The sequence below is a fragment of the Bradyrhizobium sp. CCBAU 53338 genome, assembly GCF_015291665.1.
GTDB lineage: Bacteria > Pseudomonadota > Alphaproteobacteria > Rhizobiales > Xanthobacteraceae > Bradyrhizobium.
The window spans coordinates 6,573,693-6,592,280 of sequence record NZ_CP030048.1 but is presented as its reverse complement, the minus strand read 5'-3'; the positions used below and the strand labels follow the sequence as shown (position 1 = coordinate 6,592,280).

The window sequence follows — 18,588 nt, the reverse complement described above, 5'->3', positions numbered from 1 at the left end:
GGCTTGTTTTGTTTTTCTCGTCGTGGCTGGCGCGCCCTTGGCTACGCCGCCACCTCGTCCGTCGCCCTCAATCTCTCCTCGGTCATCCGTCCCGCCGTCTGCGCATGCGCCAGCGCCGCGCGTTCGGCGGCGTCGGCGTCGCCTGCAAGAATGTGCTTTGCGATGTCGGCGTGCTCCGCCCAGGCGCTGCCGCGATAATCGAGCTCGGACAGCACGGTCGCCATCGAGCGGCGCATATGCGGCCATTGCGGCGTGATCGTTTCCTCGATCACGGGATTGCCGGCGAGCTGGTAGATGGCGCGGTGAAACTCGACGTCGAGCGCGATCAGCTCGGTGAGCACAGTCTTGCGATCGATGCGACGTCCGGCGGCGAGCGCCGTCTCCAGCCGCGCGCGTCCCGCCGCGTCGGTTGCCGCACGCCCAGCTGCAAGCCGCGCTGCGAGCGCGTCGATGGCGCCGCGCACTTCATAGAGCTGGCGAATGCGCGCGGGATCGAGCTGGGTGACTTCAAAGCCGCGCTTGCCGCTCTCGGCGACGAGGCCCTGACGATGCAACAGATGTAGCGCATGCGACACCGGCTGGCGCGACACGCCAAGCTTGTCGGCAAGCTCGTTCTGCCGGATGCGCTGGCCCGGCTGCAGCGTGCGATCGGAGATCGCCTCCAGGATCCGGGCATAGACCTGGTCGATCAGGTTCGGCAGCGGGTCGAGAGGAATCACGCCGGTGGCTCCGAATAGGAATACGGAATTCCGTATTCGAAAATAGACCGGTAAGGGGAAGCCGTCAATATCCTCGCTTTTGGCGAGATAAGCTCTTGATTCTATTGAGGCCGTCTACTGTGCATGGGGTTGTTTTCGCGTTGTGAGGCGTACCGGCCTCTACTCCGCCAGGAACCTGCTTACGACCTCGCCGAACTCGAGCGGCGCCTGTTCGAACATCCAGTGCCCGGCGTTCGGAATCACCGCCGTCTGCGCGCCCGCGATGTGCTCGGCCAGCACGCGCCACAGCACCGACAGGCTGCCGGTGGTGGCGCCGCCGCCGATCAGCAGCGTTGGCGTCCTGATCGTCTGCGCGTCTGCAAGCGTGTAGGGCCGGCGCTGCTCGTTGATCTGGCCGAGGAAGGTGAGCGTGTTGTCGCGCAGCTGCTGCTTGGCGGCTGCCGGTACGCGCCGCCAGGAGCCGTCGCCTTCGATGCCTTCGTAGAAGTTCTGCAACGCGCCCTCGATGTCGCCGGCGCGGATCATCTCGACCGAGCGTATCGTCTTCGCCGCCAGCGGCGGATGCGCGGGCGTGCCTTCGGGCAGCGGCAGACTGGCGTCGAGGTCGCCGCCCGGCTCGGCCAGCACGAGCTTTCGCAGCAGGTCAGGGCGCGCCTGCGCGACGCGAAACGCGATGTGCCCGCCGCGCGAATGCCCCATCAGGTCGACGGGGCCGGGCCTGACCTGCTCGATGAAGGCGATCGTGTCGGCGACATGCTGCGCCATCTTGTAGTCGTCGCCGGCGGCATCCCAGTGCTCAGGAAAGAAGTGCCGCAGGCTGACCGTGATGACGCGATGGCTCTTCGACAGCGGGCCGAGCACCGAATACCAGGTGCGGAAATCACCGAGCGTGCCGTGCACGCAGACCAGCGGATGGCCCTCGCCGAGTTCGAGATAGGCCATGTCGTAACCGTTGACGCGAAAGCTCTGCATGATCAGCTCGCCAGAAAGTCCAGGACCACTTCGGAGTATTTTTGCGGCGCCTGCTCGAACATCGGATGCGTCGCATTCGGGATGGTCGCCGTCTTGGAATAGGGCACATGCGCGGCGAGCGCATGCAGCACCTTCGGCAGCAGGCCCTTGGTCCGCGCGCCCAGGATGAACAGCGTCGGCATCTTGATGGATTCCGCATCCGCTTTCGAGAATGGCGGACGATTGTCGCGGACCTGGCCGATCAGCGTATAGGCGTTGTCGCGCAGGTTCTGCTTCACGATCGACGGCAGCCGCGGCCAGGTGCCGGCGCCCTCCAGGGTGTCGACGAAGACCGCGAGGCCGCCATCGACATCGCCGGCTGCAATCTTGCCGGCCGAGGCTGTGAACCGCGCCAGCAGCGGCGAGGGGCCGCCGGAATAGTCAGGGTCGAGGCTCGCATCCAGTTCGCCGCCCGGCTCCGCCAGCACCAGCCGCCGCAGCAGATCGGGCCGCTGCTGCGCCACGCGGAAGCAGATGTGCCCGCCGCGGGAATGGCCCATCAGGTCGACCGGACCCAGGTCGAGCTTCTCGATGAAGGCGATGACGTCGCTGACATGCTGGGCGATCGAATAGGTATTGCCGACGCCGTCCCATCGTGCAGGGAAGAAGTGCCGCAAGCTGACGACGATCATCCGGTGCCGTTGCGTCAGCGGCCCGAGCACGCAGCCCCAGACGCGGAAGTCGTTGAGCGAACCATGCACGCAGACCAGCGGCGGCCGGCCTCTGTCCTCGCCCACGTCGAGATAGGGCATGTCGTATCCAAGGACGTGGAGGCTTTGCATTCAGGGCTCGTGGAAAGGTGTGCGGAACTCCTGTGCAAGATTCCCGGAAACCGGGTGGATCGCAACTATTTCCAAGCCTAGATTTGTACCGAGATCACAACGGGGGCATGCGAAGACGCTAGTCCAGGAACCAAGCCATGACCGACCAGCATTTTGCCCTGTTCGATACCAGGATCGGCCTCTGCGCCATCGCCTGGGGTCCGCGCGGCATCAACGGCACGCAGCTCCCGATGGGCGGCGAAGCGAAGATCCGCACCCGCATCAGCCAGCGCCACGCAGATGCCACCGAGGCCGAGCCGACGCCAGAGGTACAGCAGGCGATCGACCGCATGACGAAACTGCTCGCGGGCAAGCCGGATGACCTCACCGATATCTCGCTCGACCTCGACGGCGTGCCCGAGTTCAACCGCGGCGTCTACGAGATCGCCCGTGCCATTCCGCCGGGGAAGACCATCACCTATGGCGACATCGCCAAGCAGCTTGGCGGCGTACAGCTCTCGCGCGACGTCGGCCAGGCGCTCGGCCGCAATCCGTGCCCGATCGTCGTGCCCTGCCACCGCGTGCTCGCCGCCGGCAACAAGCCCGGCGGCTTCTCGGCGAATGGCGGCGTGGTGACGAAACTGAAGATGCTCGAGATCGAAGGCGCGCTGGTGAACCACACGCCCAGCCTGTTCGATTGAGACCCTATATCTTCGCCGCCGTCTTCGGCCAGTACTTGTCTCGCAGATGCCGCTTCACCAGCTTCCCCGTCGGTGTGCGCGGCAGCTCCGCCTCGAAATCGATCGAGCGCGGGCACTTGATCGCCGAGAGGCGGGTCCTGCAATAGGCGATCAAATCGGCCTCGAGCGCTTTGCCGGCGCGCTTCATGTCGTGCGGCTGCACGACCGCCTTGACCTCTTCACCCATCTCCTCGTTCGGCACGCCGAACACCGCGACGTCGGCGATCTCGGGGTGAGTGATGAGCACGTCCTCTGTTTCCTGCGGGTAGATGTTCACGCCGCCCGAGATGATCATGTAGGACTTGCGGTCGGTGAGGAACAGAAACCCGTCCTTGTCGAGATAGCCGACATCGCCGAGCGTCGACCAGCCCTTGGCGTTGTAGGCCTTCTTCGTTTTTTCGGGGTCGTTGTGATAGGTGAAAACAGGCGCGTCGGCGAAATAGACCGTGCCGATCTCGCCCACCGGCTGTTCCTCGTCGTTTTCGTCCAGGATCTTGATCTTGCCGACCACGGCGCGGCCGACGCTGCCGCGATGCTCCAGCCATTGCTGCGAATTGCAGACGGTGACGCCGTTGCCTTCCGAGCCTGCGTAGTACTCGATCAGGATCGGTCCCCACCATTCGATCATCTTCGCCTTGACGTCGACCGGGCAGGGCGCCGCGGCGTGGATCGCGCCTTTCAGCGTCGAGACGTTGTATTTCGCGCGGACCTCGTCAGGCAGCTTCAGCATGCGCACGAACATGGTCGGCACGAGCTGCGATTGCGTGACCCTGTATTTCTCGACGAGCTTCAAGAATTCCTCGGCGTCAAAATGCTCCATGATGACGGAGGTGCCACCGAGCACCACCGCCATCATGTTGAAGCGCAATGGAGCTGCGTGATAGAGCGGCGCCGGCGACAGATACGTGCTCTCGGCATTCATGCCGCACATGTCGGCGCAGAGCACGCGCAGGAACGCGTTCGGCACGTCGATCTTGTTTCCCTCGAACGCTTTCTTGATGCCCTTCGGCCGACCGGTCGTGCCCGACGAATACAGCATGTCGTAGCCCGCGACCTCGTCCGCGATCGGCGCGGTCGGCTGTGCGGCCGCTTCCTTGTCGTAGGAACGGAAGCCGGGGAGCGGATCGTCGACCATGTAGAAGAGCGGCTCGCCGGGCTTGCCCTTGACCAGGTCCTTGACCTGGTCGGCGCATTTTGGCGTCGTGACCAAGACCTTGGCGCCGCAATCGCCGATGATGTAGTCGATCTCGTCCTGCTTCAGATAGCGGCTGATCGCGGTGTAATAGAGCCCGCTGCGTTGCGCCGCCCAGCAGATCTCCATGAACGCGAGCCGGTTTTCCATCAGCAGTGCGATGTGGTCTCCGGCCTTCAGCCCGAGCGAGCGGAACAGCTGCGCGCCCTGGTTCGAGAGCTCGTCGAGTTCGCGATAGGTGATGGCCTTGCCGGTCCCGGCCATCTGGTAAGCGATCTTGTCGGGCGTGCTCTTGGCGTGGATGGACGGATGGGTCATGGCGTTTCCTCAAAAAAAGAGGCGAGCGGTGAATGGCGACAGGGGCGGAAGCCGCTCCCATCAGCACTCACCACTCGCCATGTGTTCTTCGCTTTTTTTCTTACAGTCGTTCGACGATCGTCACGTTGGCCATGCCGCCGCCTTCACACATGGTCTGCAGGCCATAGCGCTTGCCGCGCTGATGCAGCGCGTGGACCAGCGTCGTCATCAGCTTGGTGCCGGAGCCGCCGAGCGGATGGCCGAGCGCGATCGCGCCGCCGTTGACGTTCAGGCGGGCCGGGTCCGCACCGGTGGTCTTGAGCCATCCGGTTGGCACCGAGGCGAAGGCCTCGTTGACCTCGAACAGGTCGATGTCGTCGACCTTCATGCCGGCCTTCTCAAGCGCCTTCTTGGTGGCGTGCAGCGGCGCGTCGAGCATGATGACGGGATCGCCGCCGGTCATGGTCATGTGATGGATGCGCGCAAACGGCTTGACGCCGAGTTGCTTGAGGCCGCGCTCGTTGACGACCATCACGCCGGAGGCGCCGTCGCAGATCTGGCTGGCGCTGGCCGCGGTGAGCTTGCCGTTCTCGGCGATCAGCTTGACGCCCTTGATGCCTTCGAGCGTGGCATCGAAGCGGATACCTTCGTCGATGTGATGGGTGTCCTTGCTGCCGTCGGCCCTGACGATCTCGAGCGGCACGATCTCCTTCTTGAAGTGACCGGCCTGGGTCGCCGCGATGGCGCGCTGATGGCTGTTGTAGGAGTATTCGTCGAGATCGTCCTTCGACAGGCCGTACTTCTCCGCCATCATCTCCGCGCCGGTGAACTGGCTGAACACGATGTTGGGATATCTCGCCTCGATGCCCGGGCTCTTGTAATGGCCGAAGCCGTTCTTGGCGGCGAGCTGCGAAGACAGGCCCATCGGCACGCGCGTCATCGATTCCACGCCGGCCGCGATCACCACGTCCATGGTGCCGGACATCACGGCCTGTGCCGCGAAGTGCAGCGCCTGCTGCGAGGAGCCGCACTGGCGGTCGATCGAGGTGCCCGGCACGCTCTCGGGCAGCTTCGATGCCATGATCGCGTTGCGCGCGACGTTGTTGGACTGCTCACCGACCTGCATCACGCAGCCCATGATCACGTCCTCGACCAGCGCGGGATCGACCTCGGTGCGATCGACCAGCTCGTCCAGCACCTTCGCGGCGAGATCGGCCGGATGCCAGCCGGCGAGGCGGCCCCCCTTGCGCCCGCCCGCGGTCCGCGCAGCGGCGACGATATAAGCCTCGGCCATTTCGGTCTCTCCCATGATTGTTCTGGAATTGGGTTGTCGGGGTTTTAAGGGGCGGGATATCGTTTAGTCAATCGATCAATTAACTCTTGTGGGGAGGCGCTGCTTGGGCTTATCTGCGGCCCGCTTCAAGCGGCGAGAACAAGGGATTTCCGTGACTACCAGCGTACCGAGCAGGCTCCCCAGCGGAAAGAATTCCACGGCAGAGAAATTGCTCGTGGCCGCGAGCGAGTTGATGATCGAACGCTCGTCGATCGAGATATCGCTCTCCGACATCGCGCAGAAGTCGGGCGCCAACGCCGCGCTGGTCAAATATCATTTCGGCAACAAGGACGGCCTGCTGCTGGCGCTGCTTGCGCGGGATGCCGCTACGGAAATGTCCAATCTCGAATATCTCCTGGCGCAGCAGATCACGTCGACGGCGAAGCTGAAGCTGCATATCGCCGGCATCATCCGCGCCTATCACCGGTTCCCCTATATGAACCGTCTGATCCACTATCTTCTGCATGAGAGTGTCGCCGGTTCTGCAGACGAAGTTTCAAAGTTTTTCGTCGCGCCGCTGCTCGACTTTCATCGCCGCCTGCTCGCCGAAGGCGTCAGCCGCGGCGAGTTCCGCCAAACCGATCCTGTGCTGTTCTACACCAGCCTGATCGGCGCCTGCGATCACCTGTTCTTCGGCCGGCACGCGATGTCTCGCGCGACCGGCGTCGGTCCGGTCACCGATGACGTCTGCCGGCAATACATCAAGCACATGGAAACGCTGATCTGCGGCGGCATCCTCACGCAAGCCGAGGAAGCTGCCGCGGCCGGATAATCCGGCCATCACTTGTGAAGTTGAAGACTTGCAAGTCTAGAGAAGAAACGCCCAAGGAAAAGGCAGAGGAAAGGTAGCCTGTCATGGAATTGAAAGACGTAGCCGTTCTCATCACCGGTGGTGGCTCTGGTCTCGGTGAAGCGACCGCCCGCGCCATGGCGGCCAAGGGTGCCAGGATCGGCGTGATTGACCAGAACAAGGACAATGCCGAGAAGGTTGCCGCTGAAGTGAAGGGCATCGCGCTTCACGCCGACGTCACCAGCGAAGAGCAGATCAAGGCCGCGATCGCCAAGGCGGAAGCCGCGCACGGCGTCGCCCGCGTGCTGATGAACTGCGCCGGTATCGGCGGCTCGCAGCGCATCGTCGGCCGCGACGGCGTCTATCCGCTGGAGAAGTTCGCGCGCATCATCAACGTCAACCTGATCGGCACCTTCAACTGCCTGCGCCTGTTCGCCGAGCGGCTCGTCACGATCGAGCCTGTTGGTGAAGAGCGTGGTGTCATCATCAACACGGCTTCGGTTGCCGCTTACGAAGGCCAGATCGGCCAGATCGCCTATTCGGCCTCGAAGGGCGGCGTGGTCGGCCTGACCCTGCCGGCCGCGCGTGACCTCGCCAGCCAGAAGATCCGCGTCAACACCATCGCACCCGGCCTGTTCTTCACGCCGCTGCTGATGGGTCTGAACGAGGAGGCTCGCAAGAGCCTGGGCGCCCAGGTGCCGCATCCCTCGCGCCTTGGCGATGCCAAGGAATACGGCGCGCTCGCCGTGCACATCGTCGAGAACGCGATGCTGAACGGCGAGACCATCCGCCTCGACGGCGCCATTCGTATGGCTCCGCGGTAGGGCTCTTCCTTCTCCCCTTGTGGGAGAAGGTGGCGCGCGTAGCGCGCCGGTTGAGGGGTTTCTATCCACGGAGACAGACCCCTCACCCAAGCGAACTCTTGGCTAGCGACGTACATGCCCTCTCCCGCAAGGGGAGAGGGCGCAATAACCGCCACCCAAAGAGCGGATGCAGGAGCGCCCCATGTCCCAACCGCTGCTGATCGAGCATGACGACGGCGTCGACCGGGTGACGCTCAATCGTCCTGACAGCCTCAACGCGCTCGATCCCGCGCTGATCGATGCGCTCAACGTTTATTTCCAGGGCCTCCAGCGCAACCGCGACACGCGCGTCGTCGTGCTTCGGGGTGCGGGCAAGAATTTCTGCGCAGGCCTCGATCTCAAAGCCGCGATGTCGCGCCGCGCCGGGCAACAGGAGCCGCCCGGCGTCACGGAGTCGCTGGACTCGCAGCGGCGCATCGCCGACATCGTCATGCTGATGCGGCGCTGTCCGCAGCCGATCCTGTCGCTGGTGCAGGGCGCGGCGGCCGGCGGCGGCTTTGCGCTGGCGCTGGCGTCCGACATCCGCCTCGCGACGAAATCGGCGCGGATGAACTGCGCCTTCATCAAGCTCGGCCTCGGTGGCTGCGATATCGGCACCAGCTACTTTCTGCCGCGGCTCGTCGGCGTCTCGGTCGCCTCCGAATTGATCCTCACCGGAGGCTTCATCGGCGCCGAGCGCGCGCTTGCGGTGGGGCTCGTCTCCGAGGTCGTCGACGAGGACAAGCTCGATGCAGCGGCCGAGCCTTACGTCGATGCGATGATGGCGGCTTCGCCGGTCGGGCTGCGCCTGTCGAAGGAATGTCTCAACATGAGCGTCGATGCCGGATCGTTGGAAGCTGTGATCGCGATGGAGGACCGCAACCAGGTCCTGTGCAGCCGCTCTGAGGAATTTTCGGAAGGCATCAGGGCCTTCCTTGAGAAGCGAAAGCCTGTCTATATCAAGCGCTGAAACAACGAAGATCCGCAAAGGACAATAATTCCGGGAGACGCAAAATGAGTGGAAGCGCGGCGGCGGTGATGGCAAAGCCCGCCTTTCGCAAGGTCGAGTGGCTTGCGCGAGACATCGATGTCGAGCGGCGCGCTGACGGCACGGTGGTTCTGAAGTCGCGCATTCCGCTGCAGGCCTACGAGACACATCTTCCGGCCTCGCTGGCAAAATGGGCCAGAGAGGCGCCTGAGCGCATCTGGCTCGCGCAGCGCGGTGGACCCAATCGCGAATGGCGCAAGGTCTCCTATGGCGAAGCGAAGCGCACCGTGGATGCGCTGACGCAGGCGCTGCTCGATCTCGAGCTCGAGGGACGTCCGGTTACGATCCTGTCAGGCAATTCGATCGAGCACGCGCTGATGACGCAGGCCGCGATGCAGGCGCGCGTGCCGGCTGCACCGGTGTCGCCGGCTTACTCCTTGATGAGCCACGATCACGTCAAGCTGAAGTACCTGTTCGACCTGATCAAGCCGGCGGTCGTGATGGTTCAGGACGGCCCGACCTTCGAGAAGGCGCTGAAGGCACTCGATCTCACCGGTGTCACCGTCGTTCACGTCGTGCGGCCGTGCGAGGGCGTGAAGAGCGTCAGCTTCGCCGAACTCGCTGCAACGCCGGTGACGAAAGACGTCGATGCGTCGATCGCAAAAATCACGCCCGACACAGTCGGCAAGCTGCTGTTCACGTCGGGCTCGACCGGAATGCCCAAGGCCGTCATCAACACGCAAGCGATGATGTGCGCCAATGCCGCCATGATGATGCAGGTGCGGCCGCGCGTGCCGGGCGGCCCGCTGCCGGTGGTGCTCGACTGGATGCCGTGGAATCACACCATGGGCGGCAACGCCGCGTTCCATCCTGTGCTGGTCGATGGCGGCACGCTTTATATCGACGACGGCCGGCCGATGCCGGGCCAACTCGAAGAGACCGTCAAGAATCTTCGCGAGGTCTCGCCGACCTACTACGCCAACGTGCCGGCCGGCTATGCCGCGCTCGCGGCTGCCATGGAGAAGGACGATGCTCTATGCCGCTCCTTCTTCAAGAACTTGTCGATCATGGCCTATGGCGGTGCGCGGTTGCCCGACGATCTCTATGATCGCATGCAGGCGCTGGCGGTGAAGACCACCGGCGAACGCATCGTGTTCTATACCGGTTGGGGCTCGACCGAGACCGCACCGACCTCGACCGGCACCTATTGGGACACCGAGCGCGTCGGCCTGATCGGCCTGCCGTTCCCCGGCGTCGAGTTGAAGATGGTGCCGTGCGGATCGAAATACGAGCTGCGCCTGCGCGGTGTCAACGTCACGCCCGGCTACTTTGGGCAGCCTGACTTGACCAAGAAGATGTTCGACGAAGAAGGTTTTTACTGCATCGGCGACGCCGGCATCTTCGTCGACGATGCCGATCCGGTGAAGGGCATCATCTTTGCCGGCCGCGTCGTCGAGGACTTCAAGCTCACGACCGGCACCTTCGTGCATGTCGGTTCGCTCCGCACTGATGCGATTGCGGCCGCGACACCCGTCGTGCATGACGCCCTGGTCGCGGGTCAGGATCGCGCCTTCATCGGCCTGCTGGCCTGGCCCAATTTGCATGCCTGCCGTCAGCTGGTCGGCAATCCCGATCTCAGCTTCGAGGACGCAGTGAAGCATCCCGAAGTGATCGCCTGCTTCGAGCGCGGGCTCCAGGCCCACAACAAGGAATGCGAAGGCGCCAGCAGCCGCATCATCGCCCGCGCAATGCTGATGGCCGAGCCGCCCTCGATCGACGGCAACGAGCTCACCGACAAGGGTTACATCAACCAGCGCGCCGGCCTGGAACGCCGTGCGGCGCTGGTGGAGCGGCTTTATTCGGATAGACCGGACCAGGACGTGATCGTGCTGCGATGAAGCGCCCCTCCCTCACCTCGTCATTCCGGGATGCGCCGCTAGGCGCCGGCCCGGAATCCATAACCCCGGCTCGTGGTTATGGATTCCGGGCTCGCGACTTCGTCGCGCTCCGGAATGACGGGCTCAATAAATGACAACGAATAAACAAAGGTAAGCCGCCATGAACTTCGATTTCTCCGACGACCAGAAGCAGCTTCGCGACCAGGCGCGCAAATTCCTCGCCGAGAAGTGCTCGCCGAAGGCGGTGCGCGTCGTGCTCGACGGCAAGGCGCCCTATGACAAGGAGCTCTGGAAGGGCCTCGCCGAGATGGGTTTTCTCGGCGTCGCGATCCCCGAAGATTTCGGCGGCGCCGGTGCCGGTCATCTCGAGCTCTGCGTGATCGCGGAAGAGATGGGCCGCGCCAATGCACCGGTACCGTTCTCTTCGACCGTCTATCTTGCTGCCGAAGCGCTGCTGATCGCGGGCAGCGCCGCGCAGAAGAAGAAGTGGCTGCCCGCAATCGCCTCGGGCGATGCGATCGGCACGCTGGCGCTGTTCGAAGGCAAGGGCAACCCGGCGCCGAAGAACGTCAAGCTCGCGGCCGCCAATGGCGTCCTCAACGGCGTCAAGAAGCCGGTGGCCGATGGCACAATCGCCGACTTTGCCGTGGTTGCGGCGCGCACCGGATCGAGCGGGCGCGACAGCGACATCTCGCTGTTCCTGGTCGATCTCAAGGCCGGCGGCGTCGAGGTGAAGAGTCTTACCAATCTCGATCCGACTCGCGGGCAGGCCGAGATCATTTTCAAGGATTGCAAGGCCGAACCGCTCGGTGCCGCCGGCGAAGGCTGGAGCATTCTCACGCAGGTGCTCGACCGTGCCGCGGTGCTCTGTGCCTTCGAGCAGGTCGGCGGCTCCGACCGTGCGCTGGAAATGGGCCGCGACTACGCGCTCGACCGCATCGCCTTCGGTCGACAGATCGGCTCGTTCCAGGCGGTCAAGCACATGCTCGCCGACATGTATGTCTCGGCAACGCTGGCGCGCTCCAACAGCTATTACGGTGCCTGGGCGCTCTCGACCAACGCGGCCGAGCTGCCGGAAGCGGCCGCGGCCGCACGCATCAGCGCGACGCAGGCGTTCCAGCACTGCGCCAAGAACAACATCCAGGTTCACGGCGGCATGGGCTTCACCTGGGAGTTCGACTGCCACATGTACTACCGCCGCGCCAACGCGATGGCGCTCGGGCTCGGCAGCCTGTCCTATTGGGAGGACCAGCTGATCGACCGCATGCGCAAGAAGAACGCGGCGTAAGCGAAGGGCACGCATATGAACTTCGACGACACCCCGCAGGAAGCCGAATTCCGCGCTATCGCGCGCGCCTGGATCGGCGCCAACGCACCCAAGCAATATGAGGAGGATCTGCGCAAATCCTCGCTCGGCCGCACGGCGCTGAAGAACGCTGACATTCTCGATGTCGCAAAGGCCTGGCAGAAGAAGAAGGCCGATGCCGGCTGGGCCTGCCTGCACTGGCCAAAGGAGTATGGCGGTCGCGGCTCGTCGCCGATCGAGCGCGTGATCTGGCAGCAGGAAGAGGGCCCGTTCGGCCAGCTCTCCCGCATGTTCATCATCGGCCACGGCATGTGCGGGCCAACCATGATGGCGTTCGCGCGCGAGGAGCATAAGCGCACCTATCTGCCGCCGCTCGCCTCTGGCGAGAAGGTCTGGTGCCAGCTGTTCTCCGAACCCGCCGGCGGCTCGGACCTTGCGGGCTTGCGCACACGTGCCGAGAAGGATGGCGACGACTGGGTCATCAACGGCCAGAAGATCTGGACCTCGGGCGCGCATTATTCCGACTACGGCATCCTGCTGACCCGTACCGATCCGACCGTGCCCAAGCACAAGGGCCTCACAATGTTCTTCCTGGACATGAAGAGCCCGGGCGTCGAGGTGCGGCCCATCAAGCAGGCGAGCGGCGCCTCCGACTTCAACGAGGTCTATTTCACCAATGTCCGCATCCCCGATCATCAGCGCCTCGGCGAGGTCGGTGACGGCTGGAATGTCTCGCTGACCACGTTGATGAACGAGCGCAGCGCGATCGGCGCCGCCGTCTCGACCGGCTTCCCGGAGCTGTTCGAATATTGCTCGAGCTTGATGCTCGACGATGGTCCGGCGATCGAGGATCGCGCGGTGCGCTCGAAGCTCGCGAACTGGGCAGTGAAGGCGAGCGGGCTGAAATACACCAGCATGCGCGCGATCTCCGCGCTGTCGAGGGGCGAGCGGCCGGGGCCCGAAAATTCCATCGGTAAACTGGTGGCGGGCTCGATGATCCAGGACGTCGCGACCTACGCGCTGGATCTGCAAGGTGCAGCCGGCGTCGTTAGCGGTGAAGATGCCGAACTGGCCGGCCGCTTCCAGGCGATGCTGTTGCGCGCGCCCGGTACGCGCGTCGAAGGCGGCACCGACGAGATCATGCGCAACATCATCGCCGAGCGGGTGCTGGGCCTGCCCGGCGACATCAGGGTCGACAAGGACGTGCCGTTCAACAAGATCCCGACCAAGGGAAGATAAGTTCGCAGGGTGGGTTAGCCGAAGGCGTAACCCACCTCTTTCGTCCCCGCGTCAGCAGAAGCGGTGGGTTACGCTTCGCGGACCCACCCTACGCACCGAGCAAGCATTTGAGAGGTCCGCCATGAATTTCGACGACACCCCGCAGGAAGCCGCATTCCGCGAGACCGCGCGCAAATGGGTTGCCGCCAACGCGCCGAAAGAACTCGAGGAGGAGTTGTCAAAATCCTCGCTCGGCCGCATCAGGCTTGCGAAGCACGACATGGTCGAGGTCGGCAAGGCCTGGCAGAAGAAGAAGTCGGACGGCAATTGGGCCTGCCTGCATTGGCCGAAGGAATATGGTGGCCGTGGCGCCACGCCGATCGAGAAGGTGATCTGGCAGCAGGAGGAGGGCGTCTACGGCAAGTTGACCCAGCCGTTCCAGATCGGTGAGGGTATGTGCGGCCCGACCGTGATGGCCTGGGGCAGCGAGGAGCATAAGCGTCGCTATCTGCCGAAGCTCGCCTCCGGCGAGGAAATCTGGTGCCAGTTGTTCTCCGAGCCCGCCGGCGGCTCCGATGTCGCGGGCCTTCGCACGCGCGCGGAAAAGCAGGGTGACAATTGGGTCATCAACGGCCAGAAGATCTGGACCTCCGGTGCGCATTACTCCGACTACGGCCTCCTGATCACCCGCACCGATCCTGGTGTGCCCAAGCACAAGGGCCTCACCATGTTCTTCCTGGACATGAAGAGCAAAGGCGTCGAGGTTCGGCCGATCAAGCAGGCCAACGGCATGCAGGAGTTCAACGAAGTCTATTTCACCGACGTCGTGATCCCAGACAGCCAGCGTCTCGGCGCGATCGGCGAAGGCTGGAGCGTATCGCTGACCACGCTGATGAACGAGCGCATGTCGATCGGTGCGCGGCTTGCAACCGGTGTGCCTGAGCTGTTCGACTTCTGCTCGAACCTGATGCTGGAGGACGGGCTTGCGATCGACGATCCGGCCGTGCGCTCAAAGCTTGCGAGCTGGGCGGTGAAGTCGAGCGGGCTGAAATACACGAGCTACCGTGCGATCTCGGCACTGTCGAAGGGCGAGCGTCCCGGCCCCGAAAACTCCATTGGCAAGCTGGTGTCGGGCGTGATGCTGCAGGATATCGCGACTTACGCGATGGATCTCCAGGGCGCTGCCGGGTTGCTCACCGGGGATGCGGAGGAAACCGTCCAGGGCCAATTTCAGCAGATGCTGCTGTCCTCTCCCGGGATGCGCATTGCCGGCGGCACCGACGAGATCCTGCGCAACATCATCGCCGAGCGCGTGCTGGGCCTGCCGGGCGACATCCGTGTCGACAAGGACTTGCCGTATAACAAGATCCCGACCAAGGGGCGGTGATAACCCACCCTACGAAGAGCGAGCTGATCCATGGACGCAAAAGTAAGCCAGAACGACCGCATCGGCGTGCTCGAAGACCTCCTCAACGAGCGCTACTCGGTTCGCGCTTTCTTGCCGAAAGAGGTCGACCGCGCCACCATCGAGCATGTGCTCACGACGGCACAGCGCACCGCGTCCTGGTGCAACAGCCAGCCCTGGCAGGTCATCATCGCCAGCGGCGAGGCCAAGGAGCGCTTCCGCCAGCTGATCTACAAGGAGGCTTCGGGCGGCCTCGGCGACGACTACGATTTCACGCCGCCGCGCGAATATGTCGGGGTCTATCTCGAACGCCGCCGCGAGAGCGGCTTTCAGCTCTACAACACCCTCGGCATTGTCAGAGGCGACAAGATGGCTTACGCAAAACAGGCGCTGGAGAACTACAATTTCTTCGGCGCGCCGCATGTCGCGATCATTCACACCAACGAGCCGCTCGGCATCTACGGCGCGATCGATTGCGGTGCCTACGTCTCGAATTTCATGCTCGCCGCGCAAGCGCTCGGGCTCGGAACGATTCCGCAGGCCGCATTGGCGCGACATTCCGGCCTGATCCGCCGCCACTTCGACCTGCCTGACGACCGCCGTGTCGTCTGCGGCATCTCGTTCGGCTATGCCGACAACGCCCATAAGGTCAACAGCTACCGCACCTCGCGGGCATCGGTCGCCGACACGGTGACGTTCGTCGGGAAATAACCTGCACGCGCGCCAAGACGGCCGCGCAAACGGCCGCCTTCACAGCTGTCGCCCTCAATCGATTGACGCGCTATCCGCCGCTGCCGCCGATCACGGCGCGCACGGTCTCGTCGGGTCCGAAGTCCTCGGCGCCGTCGACATAGAGCAGTGCGGCGAGCTTCGAGCGCGCGCGATTGACGCGGCTCTTGATGGTGCCGACCGCACAGCCGCAGATCGAGGCCGCATCCTCATAGGAGAAGCCGGAGGCACCGACCAGGATCAAGGCTTCGCGCTGGTCCTGCGGAAGCTTGTCGAGCGCGGTGCGAAACTCCTCGAACTCGAGATGGGCGTTCTGCGAGGGCTGTGTCTTCAGCGTCTTGGCATAGTTGCCCTCGGCGTCCTCGACCTCGCGCCGCCGCTTGCGATAGTCGGAGCGGAACAGGTTGCGCAGGATCGTGAACAGCCATGCCGGCAGGTTGGAGCCGGGCTGAAACGAGTCGATGTTGGCGAGCGCGCGCAACAGCGTCTCCTGCACCAAATCGTCGGCGCGGTCCGCATTGCCGCTGAGCGAGATCGCGAACGCGCGCAGGCTCGGCACGGCCGCGAGGATGTCGTCACGCAGGGAGTTCGTGAGAGGCATTAATCCCTCCCATTGTTGTCGTTGGAGCCCCCAGCCCCATTCTCGTTTGGAGATCCACCTCCGGGCGCATCAAGCTTCTTGATGAGTTCCGCGAACCGGTCCGGAACCCCCTGCCGCACGACGTCGTCGTACATGGCGCGCAGTTGGTGCCCGATCCGGGATTGAATCTCCGGAGTTAGGCCTCCCTTGCCGGGGGTCGTGCTTTTGCTGGCTTGAGACTTGAGATCTTTCATGACCTGTTCCACGTTTCCCCGAGTTAAGTGACTGCAAAATAGAGAAGTTTTCTCAACCGGGAGCCGTTCCCTGGACGAGTTCAATTCCAGGTTCGACAAAAAGTTCCCCCCTCTGCGGAACTTTTCTTATCCTGAGGCGTAATCAGCCCCAGCAGGGGAACCCGGGCCTCCCCTCATATTGCCTGGTTCTTCAAGGTTGGCCCGATGATGAATGGAGTGGGGATGTCCCGTTCACAGCTCGTTGCTGAACACTTGCCGTTGTTGCGCCGGTATGCACGCGCCCTGACGGGCAGCCAGGCCTCCGGCGACGCCTATGTCGCAGCCATGTTGGAAGCCATGCTGGGAGATCCGTCGGTGCTCGAAGAGAGCCACGGGCCGCGCGCCGGCCTGTTCCGGCTGTTCACCCAGATCTGGAATTCGGTCTCGGTCAATGACGACGCCGAGGTGGCGACGCTGCCGATGCCGCCGGAGCGGCGGCTGTCCAACATCACGCCGTTGCCGCGGCAGGCTTTCCTGCTGCTCTCGCTCGAAGGGTTTTCGGAAGAGGAAGTTGCCTACATTCTCGCGACCGATGTCGCCGAGACGCGGCGGCTGGCCGACACCGCCGGCCGCGAGATGGCGGCGGAGATCGCGACCGACGTCCTGATCATCGAGGACGAGACCTTCATTGCCATGGATCTCGAGAGCCTGGTGAAGAATCTCGGCCACAATGTCGTCGGCGTCGCGCGCACCCATGCCGATGCGGTGGCGCTGGCCAAGAACAAGCGGCCGGGCCTCATCCTTGCCGACATCCAGCTTGCCGACGGTTCGTCGGGCCTGGACGCCGTCAACGAGCTGCTCCGCACCTTCGAGGTGCCGGTGGTGTTCATCACCGCCTATCCGGAGCGCTTCCTCACCGGCGAACGCCCGGAGCCGGCCTTCCTGATTTCAAAGCCGTTCCAGCCCGCCATGGTGTCGGCGGTGGCGAGCCAGGCGCTGTTCTTCCAGCGCAATTCGCGCAACCGCACGCCGAAGGCGCCTGCGGCGTAAGGCTCGGGCGGTCCGGCACAACGCCAAGTGACCCAATCCGGCGTGCTGCAAGGCACGCCGGATTTTTCACGGCCGCTTGACGCCCATCGCGTTCGCCGCTCATACCTCGTGCATCGCCCCACATTGGAGACGTGCACCATGGACCAGCAGCTGCTCGACCGCCTCGCCATCCGCGACCTCGTCGAGAACTGGGCGGTGTGGCGCGATGCAGGCGATTGGGAGCGGTTTGCTTCCGTCTGGCACGAAGACGGCTGGATGTCCGCCACCTGGTTTCAGGGGCCGGCACGGGACTTCATGCGCGTCAGCCAAGAGGGCTTTGCCAAGGGCGTGCGCATCCTGCATTTCCTGGGCGGCACCAGCATCGATCTCGCAGGCGAGCGGGCCATTGCGCAGACCAAGATGACGATCTCGCAGCGGGCTTTGGTGCACGACGTGCTCTGCGACGTCGTATGCACCGGGCGGTTCTACGATTTCCAGGAGAAGCGGAAAGGTCAGTGGGGCATCGTCCGCCGCCAGCCGATCTACGAGAAGGACCGGATCGATCCGGTCGATCCTGCCGCGACCCTTCGCCTCGACCAGCAGGCGCTGGCAGCGCTGCCTGAAGGCTACCGCCACCTCGCCTACATGCAGGAGTTGATCGGCTACAAGGTCAAGCGCGACATGCCGGGCCTCATCGGCGCCGAGGTCGAGAAGCTCTATGCCGAGGGACGGGAGTGGTTGGCGGGGAAGACCAGATAGTCTGCAAGCAAGGTGAGCCCAGACAAAAGTAAGGCGCGACTGGCATCACCACAGTCGCGCCCTACGTCGCCGGCTTATGGGGCAGGGGGGAATAGCCGGCTGTTGGAACGACTCCCAGGGGCGAGAGTCGTTCCAGGTGATTGCAAATTTTTTTGTTCGGCTTTTTGTGCGGCCTGGCGTGAATTTGGGACACGGTTAAGTGATCTTAACGTCTCGGAAACTCCGCTCCTCCCTCCGCGTTGTTCCCGCGATCGCCATGGGGCGAGGGATCGACAGCCATGCCACAGACTCAAAAGGTATTTTTTGGTGCCGTCGCACTCGTCGCGACGCTGGGCGCCGTTCAGGTCGGCGCCGTGCAGCTGGCCTCCGGCCACGATCTGGCCTCCCGCTGGGAAGCGCTCGCTGACCAGCCGGGCCAAACCTCGGGCCCCAATGTCGCAAGTCACAATGTCAATCGCACCGGCAAGTCCGACCGTCAGGCCGCGCTGAAGCCATCGGCAGTTCCAACCCGCACCGTCTCGATGCGGCTGAACGATCTGCCCGATACGTCGGTGCTGCTCCGCGTGCCCGCGGCCATCGAGACCGGCAACGCCAAGCCGGCGCCTACGCTGCTGAAGTCTGGCCGCAAGCCGACGATCGCCTGCGAGCCGATGGTCAGCTCCCTGACCGAGGTCGCCAAATTGCTGCAGCCAGGCCGTTGCGTGACCTGATCCGCATCGGCCCTCGTGCGAAAACCGCTCTCCTGTCGGGAGGGCGGT

19 protein-coding genes are annotated in these 18,588 nt (G+C 63.9%); 12 read left to right on the top strand and 7 right to left on the bottom strand.

Features of this window, described 5'->3' with window-relative positions:
• Positions 1-41: 41 nt before the first annotated feature.
• From XH90_RS30940 to XH90_RS30930, 3 genes are all read right to left on the bottom strand, one after another.
• Positions 42-719 carry a GntR family transcriptional regulator gene (locus XH90_RS30940; protein ID WP_194478031.1) on the bottom strand — a complete coding sequence of 226 codons (678 nt, stop codon included), beginning with the start codon at positions 717-719 and terminating at the stop codon, positions 42-44.
• A gap of 159 nt (positions 720-878) precedes the next feature.
• On the bottom strand, positions 879-1,691 hold the full coding sequence (locus XH90_RS30935; RefSeq protein WP_194478030.1) for an alpha/beta fold hydrolase: 813 nt from the start codon (positions 1,689-1,691) through the stop codon (positions 879-881).
• Between the two features lie 2 nt (positions 1,692-1,693).
• The gene (locus XH90_RS30930) at positions 1,694-2,512 is read right to left on the bottom strand and encodes an alpha/beta fold hydrolase (protein ID WP_194478029.1); all 819 of its coding nucleotides are present in this window, start codon (positions 2,510-2,512) and stop codon (positions 1,694-1,696) included.
• A 137-nt stretch (positions 2,513-2,649) separates the two neighbouring features.
• Here XH90_RS30930 and XH90_RS30925 point away from each other — a divergent pair, with 137 nt between their 5' ends.
• Positions 2,650-3,192: a methylated-DNA--[protein]-cysteine S-methyltransferase gene (locus XH90_RS30925; protein WP_194478028.1), complete on the top strand. Its 543-nt coding sequence runs from the start codon at positions 2,650-2,652 to the stop codon at positions 3,190-3,192.
• Between the two features lie 4 nt (positions 3,193-3,196).
• On the opposite strand, the gene XH90_RS30920 is transcribed toward XH90_RS30925, so the two are convergent.
• A complete protein-coding gene (locus tag XH90_RS30920; protein ID WP_194478027.1) occupies positions 3,197-4,741 on the bottom strand; it encodes an acyl-CoA synthetase in 1,545 nt (514 codons plus the stop codon).
• 100 nt (positions 4,742-4,841) lie between these two features.
• Positions 4,842-6,014, bottom strand: a complete 1,173-nt coding sequence (locus XH90_RS30915) for an acetyl-CoA C-acetyltransferase (protein ID WP_194478026.1) — start codon at positions 6,012-6,014, stop codon at positions 4,842-4,844.
• Positions 6,015-6,246: 232 nt separating this feature from the next.
• On the opposite strand from XH90_RS30915, the gene XH90_RS30910 reads away from it, so the two are divergent.
• The 8 genes from XH90_RS30910 (at position 6,247) to XH90_RS30875 (ending at position 15,211) form a co-directional block, all read left to right on the top strand.
• Complete coding sequence (locus tag XH90_RS30910; protein ID WP_246755630.1) at positions 6,247-6,825, top strand: TetR family transcriptional regulator; 579 nt, start codon at positions 6,247-6,249, stop codon at positions 6,823-6,825.
• An 83-nt stretch (positions 6,826-6,908) separates the two neighbouring features.
• Positions 6,909-7,667, top strand: coding sequence for an SDR family NAD(P)-dependent oxidoreductase (locus XH90_RS30905; RefSeq protein ID WP_194478024.1), 759 nt, complete (start codon positions 6,909-6,911; stop codon positions 7,665-7,667).
• 181 nt (positions 7,668-7,848) lie between these two features.
• A complete protein-coding gene (locus XH90_RS30900; RefSeq protein WP_194478023.1) occupies positions 7,849-8,655 on the top strand; it encodes an enoyl-CoA hydratase/isomerase family protein in 807 nt (268 codons plus the stop codon).
• A gap of 44 nt (positions 8,656-8,699) precedes the next feature.
• Complete coding sequence (locus XH90_RS30895; protein ID WP_194478022.1) at positions 8,700-10,571, top strand: AMP-binding protein; 1,872 nt, start codon at positions 8,700-8,702, stop codon at positions 10,569-10,571.
• Positions 10,572-10,731: 160 nt separating this feature from the next.
• Complete coding sequence (locus tag XH90_RS30890) at positions 10,732-11,859, top strand: acyl-CoA dehydrogenase family protein (RefSeq protein ID WP_194478021.1); 1,128 nt, start codon at positions 10,732-10,734, stop codon at positions 11,857-11,859.
• Positions 11,860-11,874: 15 nt separating this feature from the next.
• Complete coding sequence (locus tag XH90_RS30885; protein WP_194478020.1) at positions 11,875-13,116, top strand: acyl-CoA dehydrogenase; 1,242 nt, start codon at positions 11,875-11,877, stop codon at positions 13,114-13,116.
• A 121-nt stretch (positions 13,117-13,237) separates the two neighbouring features.
• Entirely contained in the window at positions 13,238-14,482 is a 1,245-nt protein-coding gene (locus tag XH90_RS30880; RefSeq protein WP_194478019.1) for an acyl-CoA dehydrogenase, read from the top strand.
• 30 nt (positions 14,483-14,512) lie between these two features.
• A complete protein-coding gene (locus XH90_RS30875; RefSeq protein WP_194478018.1) occupies positions 14,513-15,211 on the top strand; it encodes a nitroreductase in 699 nt (232 codons plus the stop codon).
• A 70-nt stretch (positions 15,212-15,281) separates the two neighbouring features.
• Here XH90_RS30875 and XH90_RS30870 read toward each other — a convergent pair whose 3' ends face one another.
• Both XH90_RS30870 and XH90_RS30865 read right to left on the bottom strand, forming a co-directional pair.
• The gene (locus XH90_RS30870) at positions 15,282-15,830 is read right to left on the bottom strand and encodes a sigma-70 family RNA polymerase sigma factor (protein WP_092288831.1); all 549 of its coding nucleotides are present in this window, start codon (positions 15,828-15,830) and stop codon (positions 15,282-15,284) included.
• Positions 15,830-16,063, bottom strand: a complete 234-nt coding sequence (locus XH90_RS30865; RefSeq protein WP_194478017.1) for a NepR family anti-sigma factor — start codon at positions 16,061-16,063, stop codon at positions 15,830-15,832. The genes XH90_RS30870 and XH90_RS30865 overlap by 1 nt, the downstream gene beginning before the upstream one ends.
• Positions 16,064-16,285: 222 nt before the next feature.
• Here XH90_RS30865 and XH90_RS30860 point away from each other — a divergent pair, with 222 nt between their 5' ends.
• From XH90_RS30860 to XH90_RS30850, 3 genes are all read left to right on the top strand, one after another.
• The gene (locus XH90_RS30860) at positions 16,286-17,092 is read left to right on the top strand and encodes a response regulator (RefSeq protein WP_194478016.1); all 807 of its coding nucleotides are present in this window, start codon (positions 16,286-16,288) and stop codon (positions 17,090-17,092) included.
• 138 nt (positions 17,093-17,230) lie between these two features.
• Positions 17,231-17,830, top strand: a complete 600-nt coding sequence (locus XH90_RS30855) for a nuclear transport factor 2 family protein (RefSeq protein ID WP_194478015.1) — start codon at positions 17,231-17,233, stop codon at positions 17,828-17,830.
• A 278-nt stretch (positions 17,831-18,108) separates the two neighbouring features.
• Positions 18,109-18,540 (top strand): hypothetical protein, encoded by a 432-nt coding sequence (locus XH90_RS30850; protein WP_194478014.1) that lies wholly within the window; start codon positions 18,109-18,111, stop codon positions 18,538-18,540.
• Positions 18,541-18,588: the final 48 nt, after the last annotated feature.

Excerpts from the sequence above, each read along its gene's own strand:
- XH90_RS30935 (WP_194478030.1), bottom strand. The coding sequence starts at position 1,691 with ATGCAGAGCTTTCGCGTCAACGGTTACGACATGGCCTATCTCGAACTC.
- XH90_RS30930 (WP_194478029.1), bottom strand. The coding sequence starts at position 2,512 with ATGCAAAGCCTCCACGTCCTTGGATACGACATGCCCTATCTCGACGTG.
- XH90_RS30925 (WP_194478028.1), top strand. The coding sequence starts at position 2,650 with ATGACCGACCAGCATTTTGCCCTGTTCGATACCAGGATCGGCCTCTGC.
- XH90_RS30920 (WP_194478027.1), bottom strand. The coding sequence starts at position 4,741 with ATGACCCATCCGTCCATCCACGCCAAGAGCACGCCCGACAAGATCGCT.
- XH90_RS30915 (WP_194478026.1), bottom strand. The coding sequence starts at position 6,014 with ATGGCCGAGGCTTATATCGTCGCCGCTGCGCGGACCGCGGGCGGGCGC.
- XH90_RS30910 (WP_246755630.1), top strand. The coding sequence starts at position 6,247 with ATGATCGAACGCTCGTCGATCGAGATATCGCTCTCCGACATCGCGCAG.
- XH90_RS30905 (WP_194478024.1), top strand. The coding sequence starts at position 6,909 with ATGGAATTGAAAGACGTAGCCGTTCTCATCACCGGTGGTGGCTCTGGT.
- XH90_RS30900 (WP_194478023.1), top strand. The coding sequence starts at position 7,849 with ATGTCCCAACCGCTGCTGATCGAGCATGACGACGGCGTCGACCGGGTG.
- XH90_RS30895 (WP_194478022.1), top strand. The coding sequence starts at position 8,700 with ATGAGTGGAAGCGCGGCGGCGGTGATGGCAAAGCCCGCCTTTCGCAAG.
- XH90_RS30890 (WP_194478021.1), top strand. The coding sequence starts at position 10,732 with ATGAACTTCGATTTCTCCGACGACCAGAAGCAGCTTCGCGACCAGGCG.
- XH90_RS30885 (WP_194478020.1), top strand. The coding sequence starts at position 11,875 with ATGAACTTCGACGACACCCCGCAGGAAGCCGAATTCCGCGCTATCGCG.
- XH90_RS30880 (WP_194478019.1), top strand. The coding sequence starts at position 13,238 with ATGAATTTCGACGACACCCCGCAGGAAGCCGCATTCCGCGAGACCGCG.
- XH90_RS30875 (WP_194478018.1), top strand. The coding sequence starts at position 14,513 with ATGGACGCAAAAGTAAGCCAGAACGACCGCATCGGCGTGCTCGAAGAC.
- XH90_RS30870 (WP_092288831.1), bottom strand. The coding sequence starts at position 15,830 with ATGCCTCTCACGAACTCCCTGCGTGACGACATCCTCGCGGCCGTGCCG.
- XH90_RS30865 (WP_194478017.1), bottom strand. The coding sequence starts at position 16,063 with ATGAAAGATCTCAAGTCTCAAGCCAGCAAAAGCACGACCCCCGGCAAG.
- XH90_RS30860 (WP_194478016.1), top strand. The coding sequence starts at position 16,286 with ATGTCCCGTTCACAGCTCGTTGCTGAACACTTGCCGTTGTTGCGCCGG.
- XH90_RS30855 (WP_194478015.1), top strand. The coding sequence starts at position 17,231 with ATGGACCAGCAGCTGCTCGACCGCCTCGCCATCCGCGACCTCGTCGAG.
- XH90_RS30850 (WP_194478014.1), top strand. The coding sequence starts at position 18,109 with ATGCCACAGACTCAAAAGGTATTTTTTGGTGCCGTCGCACTCGTCGCG.